Genomic DNA, 20,223 nt, shown 5'->3' on the forward strand with positions numbered 1-20,223 from the left:
CAAACGATGCATGAACGACGCATCCGGCCCTTCGACGGACTACGCTCGGGGCATGGGCATCGAACGTTCGAGCATCGTTTCCGCACCCCTGCCCGAGGTCTTCGACTGGTTCGCCCGGCCGGGCGCCTTCACCCGGCTCTCCCCGCCGTGGCAGCCGATGTCGCTGGTGCGGGAGGCGGATTCGCTGGCCGACGGCCGCGCCGTGCTGCGGCTGCCCGGCGGCTTGCGCTGGGTCGCCCGGCACGACCGGCGGGCCTTCGATCCACCGCACCGCTTCGCCGACGAGGTCGCGCGCGACGGCCTGGCCTTGCTGCCCGCGGCGGTGGCTATGCGCTGGCGGCACACCCACGAATTCGAAGCGGTGGACGACCAGCACACCCGCGTCATCGACCGGGTCGAAACCCCGGTCCCCGCCGCCCTGCTCGACGCCACCTTCGCCTACCGCTACCGCCAGCTCGCCGCCGATCTGGCCGCGCACCAGCTGGCCGCGCGGCACGGCTGGACGAACGCGACGATCGCGATCACCGGCGCCTCGGGTCTCGTCGGCTCGGCCCTGTCGGCCTTCCTGAGCACCGGCGGGCACACCGTGCTGCGGCTGGTCCGGCACCGCCCGCGCGCCGAGAACGAGCGGCAGTGGGATCCGGCCCACCCCGCCCCCGATCTGCTCGACGGCGTCGACGCCGTGGTCCACCTGGCGGGCGCGTCGATCGCCGGCCGGTTCACCGAGCAGCACCGGCGCGAAATCACCGACAGCCGCCTCGCGCCCACCCGCGCGCTGGCCGAACTCGCGGCGCGCACCGGGCTGCGCACGTTCGTCTCCGCCTCCGCCATCGGCTATTACGGCTACGACCGCGCCGACGAACTGCTCACCGAGACCAGCGCACGCGGCGACGGCTTCCTCGCCGACGTGGTCGCGGGCTGGGAGGACGCCACCCGCCCCGCCGCCGAGGCCGGAACCCGGGTGGTGCGGGTCCGCACCGGAGTCGTGCAGTCACCCCGGGGCGGCACGCTGCGGCTGCTGCGCCCGCTGTTCGCGCTCGGCCTCGGCGGCCGGATCGGCGACGGCCGGCAGTGGTTGTCCTGGATCGGGATCGACGATCTGATCGAGGTGTATCACCGTGCGCTGTGGGATGATTCGCTGTCCGGCCCGGTGAACGCCGTCGCTCCACACCCGGTGCGCAATGCCGAATACACCCGCGTCCTGGCCGGCACCCTGCATCGCCCGGCGCTGCTGCCGGTGCCCGCGTTCGGCCCGGCGCTGTTGCTCGGCAGCCAGGGCGCGCGCGAACTCGCCACCGCCAGTCAGCGGATAGCGCCGGAGCGGCTCGCCGACGCCGGGCATCGTTTCCGCACACCGGATCTCGAGGCGGCGCTCGCGCATCTGTTCGGGCGCGAGGCCACCGAGCCGCCCGGCCGCTGAGGCCGGGCGGCGGTCAGCTCAGGTGGTGCAGAGCGGGGCGACGGTATCCAGTCCGCCGGTGGTCGGCGAGGTCAGATACAGGCAGTCGTTGCCGCCCGCGCGGGCGATGGCGGCGCGCACCTCGCCCCACTGCGCGGGGTCGAGCCGCGGGGTCCGCGACAGCACGAAGCCGGACAGCCGCAGCGGGTCGGTCACCACCGCCCAGGAGTACTCGTCGCCGAGCGCGGTGACGATGTAGTTGGTCGCGCCGTAGCGCGAATCCTGGGTGGGGACGCCCGGAAAACTGACGTGCAGCTGCGCGAGCGTGTCCTGGTCGTTCACCGTCGCGGTGCCGCGAATCTCGTTGCGGCCTCCGCTCCAGGTGGTGCAGCTGTTGAACACCGAGACGTCGCCCGCGGGGTCCAGCGCGTATTCGGCGCGCGTGTCCCGGGCGCAGTCGAGGTTGAACGGCTGCGGCACCGCGGCGAGCTGGTGCCAGGTACCCAGATAGCGCGCCAGCTCCAGGCGCGGCACGGGCGCGGGCGGCGCGGCCGCGGCCGGGGCGACCGAGGCGAGGGCGGCGGCGACGGTGAGCAGGACCGGGGCGGTGACACGGGGGCGAAGTCGGATCCGGGGCATGAGGCTTCCTCCTGGTTGGCTGCGACCAGCCTAGCCCTAAACCGATGCAGAAACGATGCATCATTCCGGCGCGAGCACCTCGAGCGCCTCGTCCAGCGAGGCCAGATGCCGCTGATCGGCGAACGCGGGGTCACCGCTCCAGCCCGGTCCGGCGAGCAGCACGTCGGCCCCGAACGGCGCGGCGGCCAGCACGGTCGCCCGCGACGCGGTGGCCGCCGCCTGCGACCACAGCACCACCCGGGACGGGTGCCGCCGCCGCGCGAGCGCGTGCACCAGCGCCTCGCACGGCACCGAAGCGCCCAGGAACAGTGCGGGACAACCACGTTCGGCCAGCGCCGCCCGCAAAGCCTCCAGCGGGAGCACATGCTGCTCGCCCTCGGTGCAGGCCAGCACGATGCCGGGCCGCTCGTCCGGGCGGGCCAGCACGGGGCTGGCGCGGTGCAGGCTGGTCGTCACGGCCCAGGAGAGCAGGTGCTCGACCTCGACGTAGCTGCCGCCGTCACCCTGGCGTTGCACGATGTGCTCGAAAGCGGGACGGCACAGGCGGTTCCAGGTGTCGGCGACGCCGTAGTGCGTGACATGGGTGGAGATCAGCTCGGTCAGCCCGGCGACGCTCATCGCCTCGGCGGCGGCGACCACCGCCGCGACATCGCCGGGCACGGGCGCGGGCCGGCGGGCCGCTCGCGCCGCCCGGGCCGCGCCGGCCGGAGCCGCCCCGGCCCGGATCAGCTCCAGCATGCGGCTGACCTCGTCGATATCGCGCACCGTGTAGTACCGGTGCCGCCCCGGATTGCGCTGTGTCGGACCGATTCCGTAGCGCCGGTTCCAGCTGCGCAGCGTGCCGACCGGAATGCCCAGGCGTTGCGCCACCGCCCCCACGGTGTACTCGGTGAGGCCCTCGGGATCGCTGTCTCCGGTGACGGTCATCACACGGACGCGGATGCGGCCAAACCCCGCCGCCGCGGGTATCGAATCGAAGTCATGACCTGTCTCCCGCTCGGCGCGCCCTCGGCCGCGGACCCGCGGCCCGCGTGTATCGACGCTACCACGCAAACGGTGCACTAATGATGCATCTCGGCGCAGGTTTCTCGGTCGAGCCGAGAATCGCTCGCCGACGCCGCTCCGATGGTGCATCGTTTCTGCATCGTTTACCGTAGAGTGGGTACGGGCACCGCCACCGCTGTCCGGAGTGCAGCACATTGCCCGGCCGAAACGGAGAACCTCGTGAGCACAGCGCTTTTCGATTCGCTCGGACCACCGCACACACCCGCCGGGCTGCCCGGCGCCCGCGATTTCGCCCGCTGGCACGAGGATTTGCGCGCTCAGGTCCTCGACGAGGTGGCGCGATTCCTGGACCGGGCGCACCGCGCGGACCTGGCGGCCGCCGGCGCGGACGAGGTCCTGCGCCAATACGCGCTGGGCGGCAAGTGCCTGCGCTCCACCTTCATGTATCTGGGGTGGCTGTGCGGCGAGCAACCGGACGCGGCGGCGCTGCGGGCCTGCGCGAGCCTGGAACTGCTGCACGCGTTCGCGCTGCTGCAGGACGACGTGATGGACGACGGCCTGCTGCGCCGCGGCCAGGCCGCCGCGCACCTGCGCCTGTCCACCCGGCACCGCGAGAACGGGCGCTCCGGATCGGCGAGCCGCTTCGGGGCCTCGGCGGCGACCCTGCTCGGTGACATGTGCCTGGTGTGGGCCGAGCAGATGCTGCGCGAGAGCGGTGTCGCGGCCGCGGCGCTGGCCCGGCTCTGGCCCCCCTACGACCGGATGCGCATCGAACTGGCGGCGGGCCAGCTCGCCGATCTCACCAACGACACCCGCGACCTGCCCACCATGGACACGGTGCTGGAAATCGCGCGGGCGAAATCGGGCAACTACACGGTGCGCCGACCACTGGAAATCGGTGCCGCACTGGCGGATTGCCCGGCCGAAACCATCGCCGGGCTCGGCCGCTACGGCAGCCTGGTCGGCGAGGCCTTCCAACTGCGCGACGACCTGCTGGGCATCTTCGGCTCGGCCACGGTCACCGGCAAGCCCGAGGACAGCGACCTGGGCCAGCACAAGGCGACCAGCGTGGTGGTCGCCGCGTTCGACCTGGCCGATCCCGCGACCCGCGACCGGCTCACGGAGTTGACGACACAGCCGGAACTGGACGCCGCCGCCATCGCGCACTGCCGCGAACTGATCGCCGCCACCGGCGCGCCCGACCACGTCGAGTCGATGATCGCCGAACGGGTCGCCGAGGCGATCGCGGCCCTGGACCTACCCGGCCTGCCACCGGATCGCCGTGCGGCACTGGAACATATGGCGCTGCTGTGCACCGCACGACAGCTGTGACGAGGGAGAACTGATGCGCACGACGACAGGCCGCACCGATCATGTCGTGGTGGTGGGTGCCGGATTGGCCGGTTTGTCCGCGGCCCTGCACCTGGCGGGCCGGGGACGGTCGGTCACCGTGGTCGAGCGGGAGAGCACGCCCGGCGGCCGGATGGGGCGCCTGGACATCGACGGATACCGCATCGACACCGGGCCCACCGTGCTGACCATGCCCGACCTGCTCGACGAGGCGTTCGCCGCCGTCGGCGAACGGACCGCCGACCGGCTCGAGCTGCTCCCGGTGGCGCCCGCCTACCAGGCCCGCTTCGCCGACGGCCGCACCCTCGAGGTCCACAGCGACGCCGACGAGATGACCAGGCGGGTCGGCGATTTCGCGGGTGCGGCCCAGGCGGAGGGCTATCGCCGCCTGCGCGCCTGGCTGACCGACCTCTACGCGGCGGAGAACGAGCAGTTCATCGGCGCGAACTTCGATTCGCCGTTCTCGCTGCTCACCCCCGCGCTGGCGCGGCTGATCGCGCTGGGCGGTTTCCGCGCGTGGGACCGCAAGGTCGCCCAGTTCATCACCGATCCGGACCTGCGGCGCGTCTTCACCTTTCAGTCGCTCTACGCCGGCGTCGCCCCGCAGCACGCGCGGGCGGCCTACGCCGTGATCGCCTACATGGACACGATGGCCGGGGTCTACTTCCCGCGCGGCGGAATGCGGGCGGTCCCGGACGCGATGGCGGCGGCCGCCGAATCGGCCGGTGTGCGTTTCCGGTACGGCGCGGCGGTGTCGGAATTGGTCAATTCCGGTGGGCGCGTGCACGCGGTGCGTACCGAGCAGGGCGAGGAGATCGCCTGCGACGCCGTCGTTCTGACCACCGAGCTGCGTCGCAGCCAGGAGCTGCTGGGCCGGCGCTCGCGGCGGCCGGTGCCGGTGCGTCCCGCGCCCTCGGCGGTCATCCTGCACCTGAGCTGCGAGCGCGGCAGCGAGCTGCCGCACCACTCCCTGCTGTTCGGCGCGGCCTGGCAGACGGTCTTCCGCGAGATCATCGATCGCGGGCAGGTCATGAGCGATCCCTCGCTGCTGCTCACCCGCCCGACCGCCGCCGATCCCACCCTCGCCCCGCCCGGACGCGACCTGCTCTATCTGCTCGCGCCCGCCCCGAACCTGGCGCGCGGCGACATCGATTGGGACGCACAGGGTCCGGCCTACGCCGCGCAGATCCTGGACACCGCGCGGCGCAGGCTCGGCCCCGACGCGCTGCGCGGCGCCGAGTTGCTGCGGCTGGTGACGCCCGCCGACTGGGCCCGCCAAGGCATGCTGGCGGGCAGTCCGTTCGCGCTGGCCCACACCTTCGTCCAGACCGGCCCGTTCCGGCCGAACAATCTGGTGCGCGGCGTCGGCAACGCGGTGCTGGCGGGCGGATCCACGATTCCCGGCGTCGGCATCCCGCCGGTGCTGATCTCCGGCCGGCTGGCCGCGGACCGGATCACCGGCCCCCGGCGCGTCGCCCCCGCCGCGACCGAACGGCAGGTCCGATGACGCGCGCCGAACTCGCCGCGGCGGGCATCGATGACCCCGCCCTGCAAGCCTCCTATCGCGAATGCCGGGAACTCAACGCGCGCCACGGCAAGACCTTCTTCCTCGCGACCCGCTTGCTCGCGCCCGATCAGCGCCCCGCCGTGCACGCCCTCTACGGCTTCGCCCGGCGCGCCGACGACATCCTGGACGGCTTCGACCCGGCGCTGAGCGTCGCCGAGCGCGGCGCGCGCCTGGCCATGCTGGCCGCGCAATTCGAGGCCGGCGACACCGGCGGCGATTCGGTGCTCGCCGCGACGCTCCACACCGTCGAGCGCTACCGGATTCCGCGCGCGCTGTTCGAGGCGTTCCTCACCTCGATGCGCATGGATCTGTCGGTCACCGACTACCCGGACCGCGACGCGCTGGACCACTACGTCTACGGTTCGGCCGAAGTCATCGGACTGCAACTGCTCCCCATCCTCGGCACCGCCGCACCCGCCGCCGAAGCCGCGCCGTACGCGGCCGCGCTGGGAAAAGCGTTCCAGCTCACCAACTTCCTGCGCGACGTCGACGAAGACCTGGCCCGCGACCGCGTCTACCTGCCCGCCGACGAACTCGCCGCGCACGGCGTCGACCGCGAACTGCTGTCCTGGTGCAGCCGGGAGGGCCGCACCGAGCCGCGCGTGCGCGCCGCCCTGGCCGAACAGCACGCGCGCACCCGCGCGATCTACGACCGGGCCCAGGCCGGAATCGACACCCTGGCACCACGATCGCGCCCGTGCGTCGCCACCGCCTCGGCCCTCTACGCCCGCATCCTGGAGGTGATCGAAGACCGCGATTTCGAGATCTTCGGCCATCGCGCCCGGGTCGGCAAGGCCGAGCGCCTGTGGGTCGGCGGACGCGGTGTCGCCCGCGCCTGGCTGGCCAGGCGCGGGGAGCAGGGGCGGGGCGTGCAGGCCGCGCAATAGCGCGTCCGCTGGTTTCGCTCAACGGTTTTCGCGGCGGCCCAGGGCCAGTTGCAGTTCCAGCAGCAGCCGATCCGAGGGTTCGGCCAGGCTCATGCCGGTGAGGTGTTCGACGCGACGGATGCGGTAGCGCAACGTATTCGGATGCACCCGCAGCGCCTGCGCCGCGGTGCGGACGTCGCCGTGCGCGCGCAGATACGCCTCGACGCTGCCCACCAGGTTCGCCGCGTGCGCGCTGTCGTGCTCGGCCAGGGCCGTCAGCCGGGGGTCACGTAGTTCGGGGCGCGCGCCGAGCAGATCGAGAATCTCGCCGAGCAGCACCGCCGTCCGCGATTCGGCCAGGGTGGTGACCCGGCCCGTGCCCGGGTGCGGCGGCGCGCTGTCCAGCACGCGGTCCACCTCGCCGCGCGCCGCCGCCACCGCGCCGAGGTCGGCGACCGGGATCGCGATCGCCGCGTGCAACGGCATCGACTGCTCGCCCTCGAAGCGCTCCACCACCTGCCCGGCCCAGCCGGTCACCGCCTTCTCCGATCGGAATCCGGGCAGCAGGACATAGACCCGCGAGTGAAAGACCATGGTCACGGCGTCGCGCCGAAACGCGCTGGCGTGCAGGCGGATCAGGCCGCCGACGGTGTCGCCGGACGGGCGGCGACGCTCCGCGAGTTCCCGGTTCGGGGCGAAGCCGAGCACCGCCACCGGCCCGCCCACCGGAATATTCAACGCTCCCGCGACGGACGGAATGTCGACACCCTCCCCACGCACCCCGAACAGGCGCTGCACCATCAGCGCCTCGGTCGACGGCGCGTCCAGCACGCGCGAAATGATCCGCGCGGCGATCGCGGACGCGCCGCGCAAGACCTCGGGCGCGTCCGCGGCGAACGGCCGGTCGCCCTGCTGCAACCAGATCGAGCCCAGGTGCCGGGGTGCGACGGCGGTGTCGGACGCGGGCTGCCGGATGCTGATCACCAAGCGCCGCTTGATGTCCAGCTCCGGATGCGCGGGCACATCGATGACCTCGTCGGCCCCGTGCAGCCGGTCGAACACACCCCATTCGCGCAGCACCCGCAGGTATTCCCGGGGCCCCTCCCGGCCCAGGATGGAGCGGATCCGCAGCGGATCGGCGGCCTCGTCGGAGGCCGAATAGGCCAGCACGTGGGATTCCGGATCCTCGATGGAGACCATGCCGCCGGCGTGCTGGGCCACCAACTGGGCCAAGCCGAACAGGTCGGTCTCGCCGTCGAGCAGGACACGCATGGCAGCGCCAACCTTCGGCCGATCGGACAACAGTCGACTCCCATCTTTATCCGATCGGCCGATCCTTCGCAGCCGTTCGCGGAGTTGACTGCCCACCAGTGCTACCGCGCTATCCAGGAGGTATTCATGGACGCCATCGCGACCACTCCCCCGCCGGCCAACGAACCGGTGGGCACCTTCGCCCCGGGCAGCCCCGAACGGGCCCGGCTGCGGGCGAAACTCGACGAACTCGGCGCCGAACGCACCGAGGTGAACAATGTGATCGGCGGCGTGCACCGGCGCACCGACGGACCGGTGATCGACGTGGTGCAGCCGCACCGGCACGCGGCGGTGCTCGGCACCGTCACCGCGGCCAAGGCCCGCGATGTCCGCGCCGCCGTGGACGCCGCGACCGCGGCCGCGCCCGAGTGGCGCGCGCTGTCGTTCGAGGATCGCGCCGCGATCTTCCTGCGCGCCGCCGACCTGCTCGCCGGCCCGTGGCGCGAAACCATCGCCGCGGCCACCATGCTGGGCCAGTCCAAGACGGCCTATCAGGCCGAGATCGACGCGCCCTGCGAGCTGGTCGACTTCTGGCGCTTCAATGTCGGCTTCGCGCGCGACATCCTGGCCCAGCAGCCGATCTCGGTGCCGGGCGTCTGGAATCGGCTGGACTATCGGCCGCTGGAGGGCTTCGTCTACGCGGTCACGCCGTTCAACTTCACCGCGATCGCGGCCAATCTGCCGACCGCGCCCGCGCTGATGGGCAACACGGTGATCTGGAAACCCGCGCTGACCCAGTCGGTCGCGGCCTACTGGACGATGCGCCTGCTGGAGGCGGCCGGGCTGCCGCCGGGGGTGATCAACCTGGTACACGGTGCGGGACCGAAGGTTTCGGACGTGGTGCTCGCCGACCCGCGGCTGGCCGGTGTGCATTTCACCGGGTCCACCAAGACGTTCCAGCATCTCTGGCGCTCGGTCGCGGCGAATCTCACCGAGTACCACGGCTATCCGCGCCTCGTCGGCGAGACCGGCGGCAAGGATTTCGTGATCGCGCACAGCTCGGCCGACCCGCGGGTGCTGACCACCGCGCTGATCCGCGGCGCCTTCGACTATCAGGGCCAGAAGTGCTCGGCCGCCTCGCGCGCGTTCATCCCGAAATCGGTGTGGGCGCGGATGGGCGCGGAGCTGATCGAGCGAGTCGCGGAGCTGCGGTACGGCGACGTCACCGATTTCACGAATTTCGGTGGGGCGCTGATCGATCGGCGCGCCTACGACCGCAATGCCGGCGCGCTGGAACGCGCCAAGGCGACCGCGGGCCTGACGATCGCGGCCGGCGGCAAGGCCGACGACAGCGTCGGCTATTTCGTCGAACCGACGGTGCTGCTCGGCGACGACCCCGGCGACGAAGCGTTCCACACCGAGTACTTCGGGCCGATCCTGGCCGTGCACGTCTACGACGACTCGGTCGCCGGATCCTTCGACGCCGCACTGGAATTGGTCGACCGCGGCGCGAACTACGGGCTGACCGGCTCGATCATCGCCGACGACCGGGCGGCGGTCGCCCGCGCCACCGACGCGCTGCGCTTCGCCGCGGGCAACTTCTACATCAACGACAAGCCCACCGGCGCGGTCGTCGGCCAGCAGCCCTTCGGCGGTTCGCGGGCCTCGGGCACCAACGACAAGGCCGGGTCGCCGCTGAACCTGCTGCGCTGGACCTCCGCGCGCACCATCAAGGAGACCTTCGTCCCGCCCGCCGAACACCGCTACCCGCACCAGGAGTCGTGATGGCCGCCGGAATCCTGCGGCCCGCCATGCTGGCGGCCGCCCGCTCCCCGCGACTGGAACGCACCGTGCGGCGGATGTCCTCGACCCGGCGGCTGGTGCGGCGATTCGTCGCGGGCGACACCGAGGCCCAGGCAATCGCGGCCGCCACGCCGCTGCTGCTCTCGGGTCGCCGGATCAGCATCGACTACCTCGGCGAGGACACCACCGACCTGGGCCGGGCCCGCTCGACCGTCGAGCACTACCTGGCGTTGCTGGCGGAGCTGGGCCGCCTGCGCGCGAGCTTCGACGGTCCCGGGCAGCCGCTGGAGGTGTCGCTGAAACTGTCGGCCCTGGGCCAGGCGCTGCCGCGCGACGGCCACCGGGTCGCCCTCGAGCACGCCCGTGCGATCTGCGCGGCCGCGAGCGCGCTCGGGGTCGCCGTCACCATCGACGCGGAGGACCACACCACCACCGACTCGACGCTGTCGATCGTGCGGGCACTGCGCGGTGATTTCCCGGATCTCGGCACGGTGCTGCAGGCGTATCTGAAGCGCACCGAGACCGACTGCCGGGAACTGTCGGATTCGCGCATCCGGCTGTGCAAGGGGGCCTACCGGGAGCCGCCGTCGGTCGCCTTCCAGGACCGGGCCGAGGTCGACGCGTCCTATCTGCGCTGCCTGAAGATCCTGCTGGACGGCCCCGGCTACCCCATGGTCGCCACGCACGATCCCCGCATGATCCAGGCCGCTCAGGACCATGGTCGCGCGGCCGGGGAGTTCGAGTTCCAGATGCTCTACGGCATCCGGGACCCGGAGCAGCGGCGGCTGGCCGAGGCCGGGCACCGCGTGCGGGTCTACCTGCCCTACGGCGACCAGTGGTACGGCTACTTCATGCGCAGGCTGGCCGAACGACCGGCCAACCTGACGTTCTTCCTGCGCGCCCTGGCCCCCGGAAATTTCGCCGATTCCCCGCCCGCCACACCCGCCGGTCGGTTTAGCTGAGCTCAGCTCACACGCTGTACTGCCGTCCGCTCGGGCCGTACACCTGGCCCGGGCGGGCGCAGCGAGGAAAGGAAGTCGCATGTTCAACGCGGAGATGCGCCGTCAGATGTTGCGCCGCAAGCCTATTCACGAAGTCGAGGACGAGATACCCGCCGACGAGCGGCTCGCCAAACACCTCGGTCTCTGGCAGCTGACGGCGATCGGCGTCGGCGGCATCATCGGCGCGGGCATCTTCGCGCTGGCCGGGTCGGTCGCGCACTCGGTGACCGGGCCCGCGGTGCTGATCTCGTTCCTGATCGCCGGGCTCGCCAGCGCCGCGGCGGCGCTCTGCTACGCCGAGTTCGCGGGCATGATCCCCAAGGCCGGCTCCGCCTACACCTACGGGTATGTGGCGCTGGGTGAGATCGGCGGCTGGTTCATCGGCTGGGACCTGCTGCTGGAGTACGTCGCGGTGGCGGCGGTGGTCGCGATCGGCGTCTCCGGGTACTTCAAGTTCCTGCTCGAGCAGGTCGACATCGACCTGCCCACCTGGATGCTGGGCGCGCAGGGCACCGGCGACGGGCGCGTGGTCGACGTGTTCGCCGTGCTGTTCTGCCTGGGCACCGCGTGGCTGCTCTCGCGCGGCATCCGCAGCGTGGGCCGGTTCGAGACGGTGGCCGTGGGCATCAAGGTGGCGCTCGTGCTGCTGATCATCGTGCTCGGCGTCTTCCATATCGACAGCGCCAACTACACCCCGTACTTCCCCTTCGGCACCGCGGCCGTATTCACCGGCGCCGCAACGGTTTTCTTCGCGGTCTTCGGGTACGACGCGATGAGCACCGCCGCCGAGGAGTCCGTCGACGGCAAGAAGCACCTGCCCAAGGCGATCATCTACTCGCTGGCGATCGCCATGGTGCTGTACGTGCTGGCGACCCTCGTGCTGACCAGCATGCAGAAATACACCGAGATCGACCCGGAGAGCGGCTTCTCCTCCGCGTTCAAGGCCGTCGGCATGCCCGGGGTCGCGAACATCATCGCGATCGGCGCGATCGTCGGCATCATCACCGTGGTGCTGACCTTCATGCTCGGCGTCACCCGCGTGTGGTTCGCCATGAGCCGCGACGGCCTGCTGCCCGCGTGGTTCGCGAAAACCCATCCGGAGCGCAAGGTTCCGACGCGCGTCACCTGGATCGTCGGCATCGGCTCGGCGATCCTGGCGGGCCTGCTGCCGATCAACGTCGTCGCCGAGCTCACCAATATCGGCATCCTGATGGCGTTCGTGGTGGTGTGCATCGCCGTGATCGTGCTGCGGCGCAGCCGGCCGGACGCGCCGCGCACCTTCCGGCTGCCGCTGATGCCGGTGATCCCGATCATCGGCGTGATCGCCTCGGTGTGGCTGATGCTCTCGCTGCCCGCCGAGACCTGGCTGCGGTTCGGGGCCTGGCTGGTGGTCGGCCTTGTCGTCTACATCGGGTACTCGCGCACCCACTCCAAGCTCGAGCAGACCGGCCCCGAACCGGCTAGCGACGCCCTGGCGAAAGACTGAGCAGCACCAGTCCGGAGGCGAGAATCGCCAGGCCGCACCAGGAGACGAGCGGCAGGCGTTCGCCCACGACCGTGACGCCGAGCACCGCCGCGACGGCGGGCTCGGCGAGGGTCAGCGTGGTGGCCACGGCCACGCCGGTGTGGCGCAGACCCTGGCCGAACAGCAGATAGGCGAGGAAGGTGGTGAACACCGCCAGGTGCAGCGCCACCGCCGCGCCGCGCGCGCTGCCGAGCCAGGCGGTGTCGCCGGCCAGGACCACCGGTAGCACCAGCAGCGCCGCGACGCCGAACATCACGCCCAGCACGCTGTCCGGCCGATGGCCGCGCACGATGAGGTCGCCGCCGATCAGCGAGTAGACCACGTAGGTGAATCCGGCCAGCGCGGCGAGGGCGAGGCCGAACGGATCGATGGTGGCCGGGCCGCCGGTCAGCATCGGCCCCAGAACCAGTGCGGCACAGCCGAGTACCGCCGCGCCGGTAGCGATCGCCCAGCGCGCCGACGGCCGGGACCGGCCGGTCACCCAGGCCAGCGCGCCGGCGAAAACCGGTGCGCTGCACAGTGCCACGACCGTCGCGACGGCGACACCCGTGCGTGCCACCGCCGGATAGAAGGTGACCGGGTACCCGGCCACGGCCACCGCACCGAGCAGCAGCAACCGCCACTCCCCGCGCGCATACGCCGGACCGGCCCCGCCCCGTCGCCGGTTCGGGACGAGCGGCGATCCGGCGGGTGGACGCCGCAACGCGCCGCGGTGGCCGGCCAGGAAAAGCAACAGCCCGCCCAGCACCAGACCGGAGCAGCCGACGGCCGCCGACGGCGCGTTCGGCGGGGCCAGCCAACTGGCGGTACCGGTCGTCCCCCACAGGACCGCCGCGCTCAGGATCGGCACGGCGCCCCCGAACCGAGGGGTGAATTCAGCGATCGAACAGACATCATCGGACACAGTCGTGCACTTCCGTCCTCGAATTCCGAAAGGGATTGGATTCGAAACGGGCGCACGAAAACGACGCCGGAGATCGGCGTGGGTCAGCTCAGCGAATGCGCCCGGTCAGCAGACCGGGGGCGGCGTGACAGTGTGCCGGTAGGTGTCGTCCACGCGCCGATCCTAACCCGTTTGCCGGGTCCCGGGCGACGGAACGATCGACCCCCGCAGGCCGTCGATAGCGCATATCTATCGGATCGACTGACCTCTGCGGACGATGATTCGAGGTCCGCGCATATCGGCGAATCTTTTTCGGTAGCGTGACCGTCGTGAGCGAACACGGCAAGACGGAGCGGCGGCGCGGCGCGATGGCTGCGGCGGGCTTACCGTCCGCGCCCGCTCGGCCGCGCCCGCCGGTGCCGATCGATGAGATCGATCGGGTCCTGCTGGACCATCTCGCGCGCGACGGCCGGATCACCAACAACGCGCTGGCGGCGGCGGCCGGGATCGCGCCCTCGACCTGCCTGGGCCGGGTGCGGTCACTGGTCGAGCGCGGGGTGATCCGCGGGTTCCACGCCGAGATCGACCCGGCCGCCCTGGGGCGCGGTCTACAGGCGATGATTTCGGTTCGGCTGCAAAGCAATTCGCGCAAGCACCTGGCCGAGTTCGGGCAGCAGCTGTCGGTGCTGCCCGAGGTGCTCAACGTCTACTTCATCGCCGGCGGCGACGACTATCTGATCCACGTCGCCACCGCCGACACCGACGAGTTGCGCGGCTTCGTGCTCGAGCATCTCAGCGCGCACCCGGCGGTGTCGTTCACCGAGACCATCCTGATCTTCGAGCACCTGCGCCCGCGCACCACGCTCGCGCAGGCCTAGGCGGCGACCAGGCGCCCGAGCGGGTAGCCGTGTGCGGCCGCCACCGATTCGGCGAGGAGTTTGCCCGCGTGGGTGCTCAGGCCCGCGGCCAGCCCCGCGTCGGCCTCGACCGCCGCCCGCCAGCCCTTGTCGGCCAGCTCCAGCACGTAGGGCAGGGTGGCGTTGGTCAGCGCGACCGTCGAGGTGTTGGGCACCGCGCCCGGCATGTTGGCCACGCAGTAGAACACCGAATCGTGCACCCGGTAGGTCGGCTCGGCGTGGGTGGTGGGGCGGGAGTCGGCGAAGCAGCCGCCCTGATCGATGGCGATGTCCACCAGCACCGAACCCGGCTTCATCTGTGCCACCAGCTCATTGGGCACCAGCGTCGGCGCCTTCGCGCCCGGCACCAGCACCGCGCCGATCACCAGATCGGCCTCGCGCACCGTGGTCTCCACCTCGTGCACATTGGAGGCGATCGTGCGCACGTGCCCGCGGTACTGCTCGTCGATCTCCCGCAGCCGCGCGATGTTCACATCCAGCGCGGTCACCTCCGCGTGCATCCCCAGCGCCACGGCGATCGCGTTGCGGCCCGCCACCCCGGCGCCGAGCACCACGACCTTGGCCGGGCGCACACCGGGCACCCCGCCCATCAGCACGCCGCGCCCGCCTTCACTGCGCATCAGGTGGTAGGCGCCGGCCTGCGGGGCCAGCCGACCGGCCACCTCGCTCATCGGCGCCAGCAGCGGCAGCGATCCGTCGCGCGCCGTCACCGTCTCGTAGGCGATCGAGGTGATGCCCGAGGCCAGCAGAGCGTCGGTGCAGTCCTTGGAGGCGGCCAGATGCAGGTAGGTGAACAGCACCTGCCCGGCGCGCATCCGCCCGTATTCCTCGGCCACGGGCTCCTTCACCTTCAGCACCAGATCGGCGTAGGCCCAGACCTCGGCGGCGGTCTCCAGGATCCGCGCCCCCGCGTACGAGTACGCCGCGTCCTCGAACCCCGACCCGGCCCCGGCCGCCGCCTCGACGACCACCTCGTGCCCGCGCGCCACCAGCTCGCGCACCCCGGCCGGCGTACACGCCACCCGATACTCGTGATTCTTGACTTCCCGAGGCACCCCGATCTTCACCCTGCACTCCTGACACTCGATGGTTCCGTCAGCCCCGGCAGCCCCAGAGCCCTGCACCTCAAAGTGTGAACATTCTGCGAGATCAGATCTAGATTACTGAAGATAATTCTCAATAGGCGACAAGAGGCAGCGATAAGAACGATGCTGTCCGATCACAGGTCGCATGCCATGAATCATCTTCGGCGAACAACACCGCTCGCCTCACCAGGTACCGAGTCCAGCCCGTCCAGCAACGCCGCGGCGGCAACCTGGAGATCGCGACCGAGCGATTCTCGGTCCTGCGGCAGGTCGTGCCAGAGGACCGTCAGAATCTCGAAGTCGTGCGCCTGACGACCGAAACGGGCATCCCACTCGGGCCCGAGGTTCGCCAGATCGATCAGGGCGGCGGCAACCGGATCACCCGTCTCGCTCGCGCCCGAGGCCAAGCGTTCCGCGTAGTGCCGGACCCGCCGCAGCAGCATCGTAGGCCGATCGCCCGGCCAGTCGGCCGCGGCCGAACCGAGCACCCCGAGTTCCAGCAGCGCGGTGCGGAACAAGCCGATTCCGCCGTCCTCCGCCCGGCCGAGTCCCGCCAGCTCCCGCAGGGCGGGCGAATCCGCACCGCGCGCCAGCGCGTGCGCCGCGATCATCGGAAGCTCCGCGGCGGGAACCTCCATGATCGCGAAGCGGTCCGCGGCATCTCGCAACTCTTGCACGGGCTTCATCCTGCCCGTACCGGGAGTCAGACCGAGATGGGGTCCTCGAGGGGGAAGCCGAAGGATTCGCGGGAATCCGGGGCCGAGACGCGGACGGCGTCGGCTTCGGCGTCGGTGGGCAGGGTGTTGGAGGCGAGTTCGGCTTCGACTCGCAGCGTGTAGATCTTGATCTCGCGGGCGATCCGGGCTTCGTCCCAGTCCAGGTAGGGGGCGACGAGGGTGGCTACCTCGGGGGCGATGTCGACGCCGCGGGCGCCGGTTTCGACCGAGAGGCGGGTGCGGCGGGCGAGGATGTCGTCCAGGTGCAGCGCCCCCTCGTGGGTGACGGCGTAGACGATCTCGGCCTTGAGGTAGCGCGAGTTGCCCAGGCGGGCACCGAGTTCCGGATCGGCGTCGATGAGCTCGCGCAATTCGGTGACGGCGCTGCCGTAGCGGCCGAGCAGGTGGTCGACGGTCGTCATGTCGACGCCGAAGACCTCGGCGAGCCGGGCCCGCGACTGCGACAGTTCGCGGTACTGGTGCGCGCCGACCAGCGGGACACGGTCGGTGCAGGACTCGGCGACCCGTTCGGGCAGATCGGCGACGGCGAGGTCGATGGCGTCCGCGGCCATCACCCGGTAGGTGGTGTACTTGCCGCCCGCCACGATGACCAGCCCGGGCACGGGACGCACGACGGCGTGCTCGCGCGACAGCTTGGCGGTCTGGTCGGAATCGCCCGCGGCGAGCAGCGGCCGCAGGCCGGCGTAGACGCCGACGATGTCGTCGTGGCCGATCGGGTGCTCCAGCAGCCGATTCACCTGCGCCAGAATGTAATCGATGTCGGCGCGGGTGGCGGCGGGGTGCGCGAGGTCGTGCTCCCAGCCGGTGTCGGTGGTGCCGATGACCCAGTGCTCGTCGCTCCACGGGCACGGGATCACGAACAGCAGGCTCTTCTCGGTCTCGGTGATCAGGCCGGTCTCGGATTCGATGCGGTCCCGCGGCACCATGATGTGCACGCCCTTGGACGCCTTGATCTTGAATTGGGCGGCGCCGCCGAGCATTTCCTGCAACTCGTCGGTCCAGGCCCCGGCGGCGTTCACGACGCGCCTGGCCCGCACCTCGAACTCCCGCCCGGTCTCCAGATCCTGCACGAGCGCGCCGACGACCCGCTCCCCCTCGCGCAGGAAGTCGACCACGCGCGCGCTGGAGGCGACCAGCGCCCCGTGCGAGGCGGCGGTGCGCGAGAGCATCATGGTGTGCCGCGCGTCGTCGAGCTGCCCCTCGTAGAAGCTGACGCCGCCGCGCACGGTGCCGCGCTTGGCGCCCGGGAAACGCCGCATGGTCTGCTTCTTGCCGAGGTGCCGCAGATGCGAGGGCACGCCGCGGCCCGCGCCGAGCACGTCGTACACCCCGACGCCGGTACCGACCCAGGCGCGGTCCAGGATCGGGGTCTCGAGCGGGTAGATGAATTCGACCGGCTTGGCCAGGTGCGGCGCGAGGGTCTCCAGGATCAGCCGCCGCTCCCGCAGCGCTTCGAACACCAGCCGGAAGTTGAGCTGCTTGAGGTAGCGCAGGCCGCCGTGCACGAGTTTCGAAGAGCGACTGGAGGTTCCGGAGGCGTAGTCGCGGGCCTCGACGAGCCCGACGGTGAGTCCGCGGGTGACGGCGTCGAGGGCGGCGCCCGCGCCGACCACGCCGGCGCCGATGACGAGCACGTCGAGTTCGGTGGCGGCCATGGTGTCGAGCGCGTGCCAGCGAGCCTGCGGGCTCATGGCGACGGGTGCAGTGAGAGAACGCATTTCGTTTTCCTTCTTCACGGTGGACACAGGCTTTCTCAGTGGGTGGGGACCCAGTCGAGGGTGCGGCCGACGGCTTTGGTCCAGCCTTCGTAGCCGGCCGCACGCTGCTCGCCGGTCCATTGCGGTTGCCAGCGGGTGCGTTCCCGCCAGTTCTGGCGCAGTTCCTCGGGCGAGGCCCAGAAGCCGACGGCCAGCCCGGCCGCGTAGGCGGCCCCGAGGGCGGTGGTCTCCGACACCATCGGCCGGCTCACCGGCACGCCGAGCACGTCGGCTTGGATCTGCATGCACAGGCTGTTCGCGGTGACGCCGCCGTCGACCTTGAGCACCTCCAGCGGCACGCCGGAATCCTTGAACATGGCGTCGGCGACATCGCGGGTCTGGTAGCAGATCGCTTCCAGGGTGGCGCGGGCGATGTGCGCGTTGGTGGCAAAGCGGGTCAGCCCGACGATGGCGCCGCGGGCATCCGAACGCCAGTGCGGGGCGAAGAGCCCGGAGAAGGCGGGCACGAAGTACACGCCTCCGTTGTCGTCGACTTCGCTTGCGAGCGTTTCACTCTGGGACGCGCCCTGGATGATGCCGAGCTGATCGCGCAGCCACTGCACGGCCGAACCGGTGACCGCGATAGAGCCCTCCAGGGCGTAGACCGGCGGCTGCGTGCCGAACTGATAGCAGACCGTGGTGAGCAGGCCGTTGTCCGAACGAACCAGGCTCGCACCGGTATTGAGCAGCAGGAAGTTTCCGGTGCCGTAGGTGTTCTTGGCCTCGCCCGCCGACAGGCAGACCTGGCCGATCATGGCCGCCTGCTGATCGCCGACCGCGGCCGCGACGGGCACCGCGCCGCCGAGCGGGCCGCACTCGGTGGTGTGGCCGTACAGTGCCGGGTCCGAGGACGGCCGGATCGCGGGCAGCATGGCGCGCGGCACCCCGAACAGCGCGAGCAACTCGTCGTCCCAGTCCAGGGTCTCCAGGTTCATCAGCATGGTGCGGCTGGCGTTGGTGACGTCGGTGACGTGCACGCCCCCGCGCACCCCGCCGGTCAGATTCCACAGCAGCCAGGTGTCGATGGTGCCGAACAGGGCGTCGCCGCGCTCGGCCGCGGCGCGCACGCCCTCGACCTGGTCGAGAATCCAGCGGATCTTGCCGCCGGAGAAGTACGTGGCCGGGGGCAGGCCCGCCCGGTGCCGGATCAGCCGGCCCGCGTCGGTGGCGTCGAGATCGGCGGCGATCCGATCGGTGCGGGTGTCCTGCCAGACGATGGCGTTGTAGTACGGGCGCCCGGTGCGCCGGTCCCAGACGACGGTGGTCTCACGCTGATTGGTGACGCCGAGGGCGGCCAGATCGGTGGCGGTCAAGCCATGGGAGTTCAGCGCGGTCTGGATGACGGCGGCGGTGCGTTCCCAGATCTCGATCGGATTGTGCTCGACCCAGCCCGGTCGCGGCAGCACCTGCTCGTGTTCGAGTTGATGGTGCGCGACCGCCGTGCCCGCGCGGTCGAAGACCATGAAGCGCGTGCTGGTGGTGCCCTGGTCGACCGCTCCGACGAGGTCTGGCATCACATTCTCCGTTGTCCGTGATCCGGCTCGGGTGAGCCATTACCGAACGTAAGGACCAGGGGTGCCCGCTTCAACGGCATCCGTTCGACAATGTCGAACGATTCTGGGTTACGGTGGTGGCGTGCCCGGACCGATCCAGTCGATCGAACGCGCGGCCGCGATCATGAGCGTGGTCGCGGCGGCCCCCTTCGGCATCGGCGTCGGCGAACTGGCGGCGGCGCTGGGTCTGGCGAAGCCGACCGCGCACGGTCTGCTGCGCACCCTGCAGAGCGTCGGCTACATCGAGCAGGACCCGCGGTCCGGCAAATACCGGATCGGTGACGCCGCGCTCGGCATGACCGCGCGCCCGTTCGATGCCAATGTGCTGCGCTCGTTCGCGATGAACTGGGGTGACACCCTGGCCGCGCGATCGGGCGAGTCGGTGCGGATCGGGGTGCTGCGCGGCGACGCCGTGGCGATCGTGCACCACGTGTTCCGGCCGGACACCAGCCGGCAGACGCTGCGTGTCGGCATCGAACTACCCTTGCACGCAACGGCTTTGGGGAAGATCCTACTGGCCTACACGCCCGGCCTGGCGGAACGGGGCAGCCCTGTGCCGCTACCCGGATACACGATGCGGACGATCACCGCGACCCGCGCGCTGCACGGCGAGATCGCCAAGGTGCGGGCCCAGGGCTACGCCGAGGACCTAGGCGAGTTCGCCACCGAGCGCGCGTCGCTGGCCGCTCCCCTGCGCGACGCGGGCGGCCGGGTGGTCGGCGCGATCGGCGTGGTCGGTGCGCTCGACCGGCTCACCGATCGGACCACGCGCACCGGGCTGACGGAGCTGGTCCGCGCGACAGCCGCCTCGATCAGCCGCGACCTGGGCACCGAGCGGCCGCGGGTGCACTCGTGATCGGCCACCCCGACCGCGAGCGGATCACG

17 protein-coding genes are annotated in these 20,223 nt (G+C 71.2%); 9 read left to right on the forward strand and 8 right to left on the reverse strand.

Translation table 11 applies throughout. The features are described 5' to 3' along the window. Positions 1-52: 52 nt before the first annotated feature. Positions 53-1,420, forward strand: coding sequence for a TIGR01777 family oxidoreductase (locus AB0I43_RS29995; RefSeq protein WP_357433034.1), 1,368 nt, complete (start codon positions 53-55; stop codon positions 1,418-1,420). Positions 1,421-1,438: 18 nt separating this feature from the next. Here the strand turns inward: AB0I43_RS29995 and AB0I43_RS30000 are convergent, their stop codons facing one another. After that, positions 1,439-2,038, reverse strand: coding sequence for a lipocalin family protein (locus AB0I43_RS30000; RefSeq protein WP_356977292.1), 600 nt, complete (start codon positions 2,036-2,038; stop codon positions 1,439-1,441). Between the two features lie 60 nt (positions 2,039-2,098). Further along, positions 2,099-2,965 (reverse strand): MerR family transcriptional regulator, encoded by an 867-nt coding sequence (locus AB0I43_RS30005; RefSeq protein ID WP_356977294.1) that lies wholly within the window; start codon positions 2,963-2,965, stop codon positions 2,099-2,101. 348 nt (positions 2,966-3,313) lie between these two features. Between AB0I43_RS30005 and AB0I43_RS30010 the strand changes: the two genes are divergently transcribed. The 3 genes from AB0I43_RS30010 to AB0I43_RS30020 are packed head-to-tail and all read left to right on the forward strand — an operon-like array spanning position 3,314 to position 6,847. Beyond that, complete coding sequence (locus AB0I43_RS30010) at positions 3,314-4,375, forward strand: polyprenyl synthetase family protein (RefSeq protein ID WP_356977344.1); 1,062 nt, start codon at positions 3,314-3,316, stop codon at positions 4,373-4,375. A gap of 13 nt (positions 4,376-4,388) precedes the next feature. Continuing rightward, on the forward strand, positions 4,389-5,900 hold the full coding sequence (crtI, locus tag AB0I43_RS30015) for a phytoene desaturase family protein (protein WP_356977296.1): 1,512 nt from the start codon (positions 4,389-4,391) through the stop codon (positions 5,898-5,900). Next, complete coding sequence (locus AB0I43_RS30020; RefSeq protein ID WP_356977298.1) at positions 5,897-6,847, forward strand: phytoene/squalene synthase family protein; 951 nt, start codon at positions 5,897-5,899, stop codon at positions 6,845-6,847. The genes crtI and AB0I43_RS30020 overlap by 4 nt, the downstream gene beginning before the upstream one ends. Positions 6,848-6,865: 18 nt before the next feature. On the opposite strand, the gene AB0I43_RS30025 is transcribed toward AB0I43_RS30020, so the two are convergent. After that, positions 6,866-8,098, reverse strand: coding sequence for a helix-turn-helix domain-containing protein (locus AB0I43_RS30025; RefSeq protein WP_356977301.1), 1,233 nt, complete (start codon positions 8,096-8,098; stop codon positions 6,866-6,868). A gap of 126 nt (positions 8,099-8,224) precedes the next feature. On the opposite strand from AB0I43_RS30025, the gene pruA reads away from it, so the two are divergent. From pruA to AB0I43_RS30040, 3 genes are all read left to right on the forward strand, one after another. Beyond that, positions 8,225-9,862, forward strand: a complete 1,638-nt coding sequence (gene pruA / locus AB0I43_RS30030) for an L-glutamate gamma-semialdehyde dehydrogenase (RefSeq protein ID WP_356977303.1) — start codon at positions 8,225-8,227, stop codon at positions 9,860-9,862. Beyond that, entirely contained in the window at positions 9,862-10,842 is a 981-nt protein-coding gene (locus tag AB0I43_RS30035) for a proline dehydrogenase family protein (protein WP_356977305.1), read from the forward strand. The genes pruA and AB0I43_RS30035 overlap by 1 nt, the downstream gene beginning before the upstream one ends. A 79-nt stretch (positions 10,843-10,921) precedes the next feature. Then, positions 10,922-12,367 carry an amino acid permease gene (locus AB0I43_RS30040; protein WP_357433035.1) on the forward strand — a complete coding sequence of 482 codons (1,446 nt, stop codon included), beginning with the start codon at positions 10,922-10,924 and terminating at the stop codon, positions 12,365-12,367. On the opposite strand, the gene AB0I43_RS30045 is transcribed toward AB0I43_RS30040, so the two are convergent. Continuing rightward, positions 12,342-13,256, reverse strand: a complete 915-nt coding sequence (locus tag AB0I43_RS30045) for an EamA family transporter (protein WP_356977309.1) — start codon at positions 13,254-13,256, stop codon at positions 12,342-12,344. The genes AB0I43_RS30040 and AB0I43_RS30045 overlap by 26 nt on opposite strands. Positions 13,257-13,657: 401 nt before the next feature. Between AB0I43_RS30045 and AB0I43_RS30050 the strand changes: the two genes are divergently transcribed. Next, entirely contained in the window at positions 13,658-14,167 is a 510-nt protein-coding gene (locus tag AB0I43_RS30050) for an Lrp/AsnC family transcriptional regulator (protein ID WP_356977346.1), read from the forward strand. On the opposite strand, the gene ald is transcribed toward AB0I43_RS30050, so the two are convergent. From ald to glpK, 4 genes are all read right to left on the reverse strand, one after another. Then, positions 14,164-15,273 carry an alanine dehydrogenase gene (gene ald / locus AB0I43_RS30055; RefSeq protein WP_356977310.1) on the reverse strand — a complete coding sequence of 370 codons (1,110 nt, stop codon included), beginning with the start codon at positions 15,271-15,273 and terminating at the stop codon, positions 14,164-14,166. The two genes, AB0I43_RS30050 and ald, sit on opposite strands and share 4 nt — an antisense overlap. Positions 15,274-15,446: 173 nt before the next feature. After that, positions 15,447-15,968 (reverse strand): hypothetical protein, encoded by a 522-nt coding sequence (locus AB0I43_RS30060; protein ID WP_356977312.1) that lies wholly within the window; start codon positions 15,966-15,968, stop codon positions 15,447-15,449. Positions 15,969-15,994: 26 nt separating this feature from the next. Then, positions 15,995-17,746: a glycerol-3-phosphate dehydrogenase/oxidase gene (locus AB0I43_RS30065; RefSeq protein ID WP_357433036.1), complete on the reverse strand. Its 1,752-nt coding sequence runs from the start codon at positions 17,744-17,746 to the stop codon at positions 15,995-15,997. Positions 17,747-17,781: 35 nt separating this feature from the next. Further along, the gene (glpK, locus tag AB0I43_RS30070) at positions 17,782-19,299 is read right to left on the reverse strand and encodes a glycerol kinase GlpK (protein ID WP_356977316.1); all 1,518 of its coding nucleotides are present in this window, start codon (positions 19,297-19,299) and stop codon (positions 17,782-17,784) included. 121 nt (positions 19,300-19,420) lie between these two features. Here glpK and AB0I43_RS30075 point away from each other — a divergent pair, with 121 nt between their 5' ends. Beyond that, a complete protein-coding gene (locus tag AB0I43_RS30075; protein ID WP_356977318.1) occupies positions 19,421-20,194 on the forward strand; it encodes an IclR family transcriptional regulator in 774 nt (257 codons plus the stop codon). Positions 20,195-20,223: the final 29 nt, after the last annotated feature.

This window comes from Nocardia sp. NPDC050435, assembly GCF_040655395.1.
GTDB lineage: Bacteria > Actinomycetota > Actinomycetes > Mycobacteriales > Mycobacteriaceae > Nocardia.

Bases quoted from the DNA above. Each gene is read 5' to 3' on its own strand.
- glpK (WP_356977316.1), bottom strand. From the start codon at position 19,299: ATGCCAGACCTCGTCGGAGCGGTCGACCAGGGCACCACCAGCACGCGC.
- AB0I43_RS30040 (WP_357433035.1), top strand. From the start codon at position 10,922: ATGTTCAACGCGGAGATGCGCCGTCAGATGTTGCGCCGCAAGCCTATT.
- AB0I43_RS30000 (WP_356977292.1), bottom strand. From the start codon at position 2,038: ATGCCCCGGATCCGACTTCGCCCCCGTGTCACCGCCCCGGTCCTGCTC.
- AB0I43_RS30065 (WP_357433036.1), bottom strand. From the start codon at position 17,746: ATGCGTTCTCTCACTGCACCCGTCGCCATGAGCCCGCAGGCTCGCTGG.
- AB0I43_RS29995 (WP_357433034.1), top strand. From the start codon at position 53: ATGGGCATCGAACGTTCGAGCATCGTTTCCGCACCCCTGCCCGAGGTC.
- AB0I43_RS30020 (WP_356977298.1), top strand. From the start codon at position 5,897: ATGACGCGCGCCGAACTCGCCGCGGCGGGCATCGATGACCCCGCCCTG.
- AB0I43_RS30050 (WP_356977346.1), top strand. From the start codon at position 13,658: ATGGCTGCGGCGGGCTTACCGTCCGCGCCCGCTCGGCCGCGCCCGCCG.
- crtI (WP_356977296.1), top strand. From the start codon at position 4,389: ATGCGCACGACGACAGGCCGCACCGATCATGTCGTGGTGGTGGGTGCC.
- AB0I43_RS30005 (WP_356977294.1), bottom strand. From the start codon at position 2,965: ATGACCGTCACCGGAGACAGCGATCCCGAGGGCCTCACCGAGTACACC.
- AB0I43_RS30025 (WP_356977301.1), bottom strand. From the start codon at position 8,098: ATGCGTGTCCTGCTCGACGGCGAGACCGACCTGTTCGGCTTGGCCCAG.
- AB0I43_RS30035 (WP_356977305.1), top strand. From the start codon at position 9,862: ATGGCCGCCGGAATCCTGCGGCCCGCCATGCTGGCGGCCGCCCGCTCC.
- pruA (WP_356977303.1), top strand. From the start codon at position 8,225: ATGGACGCCATCGCGACCACTCCCCCGCCGGCCAACGAACCGGTGGGC.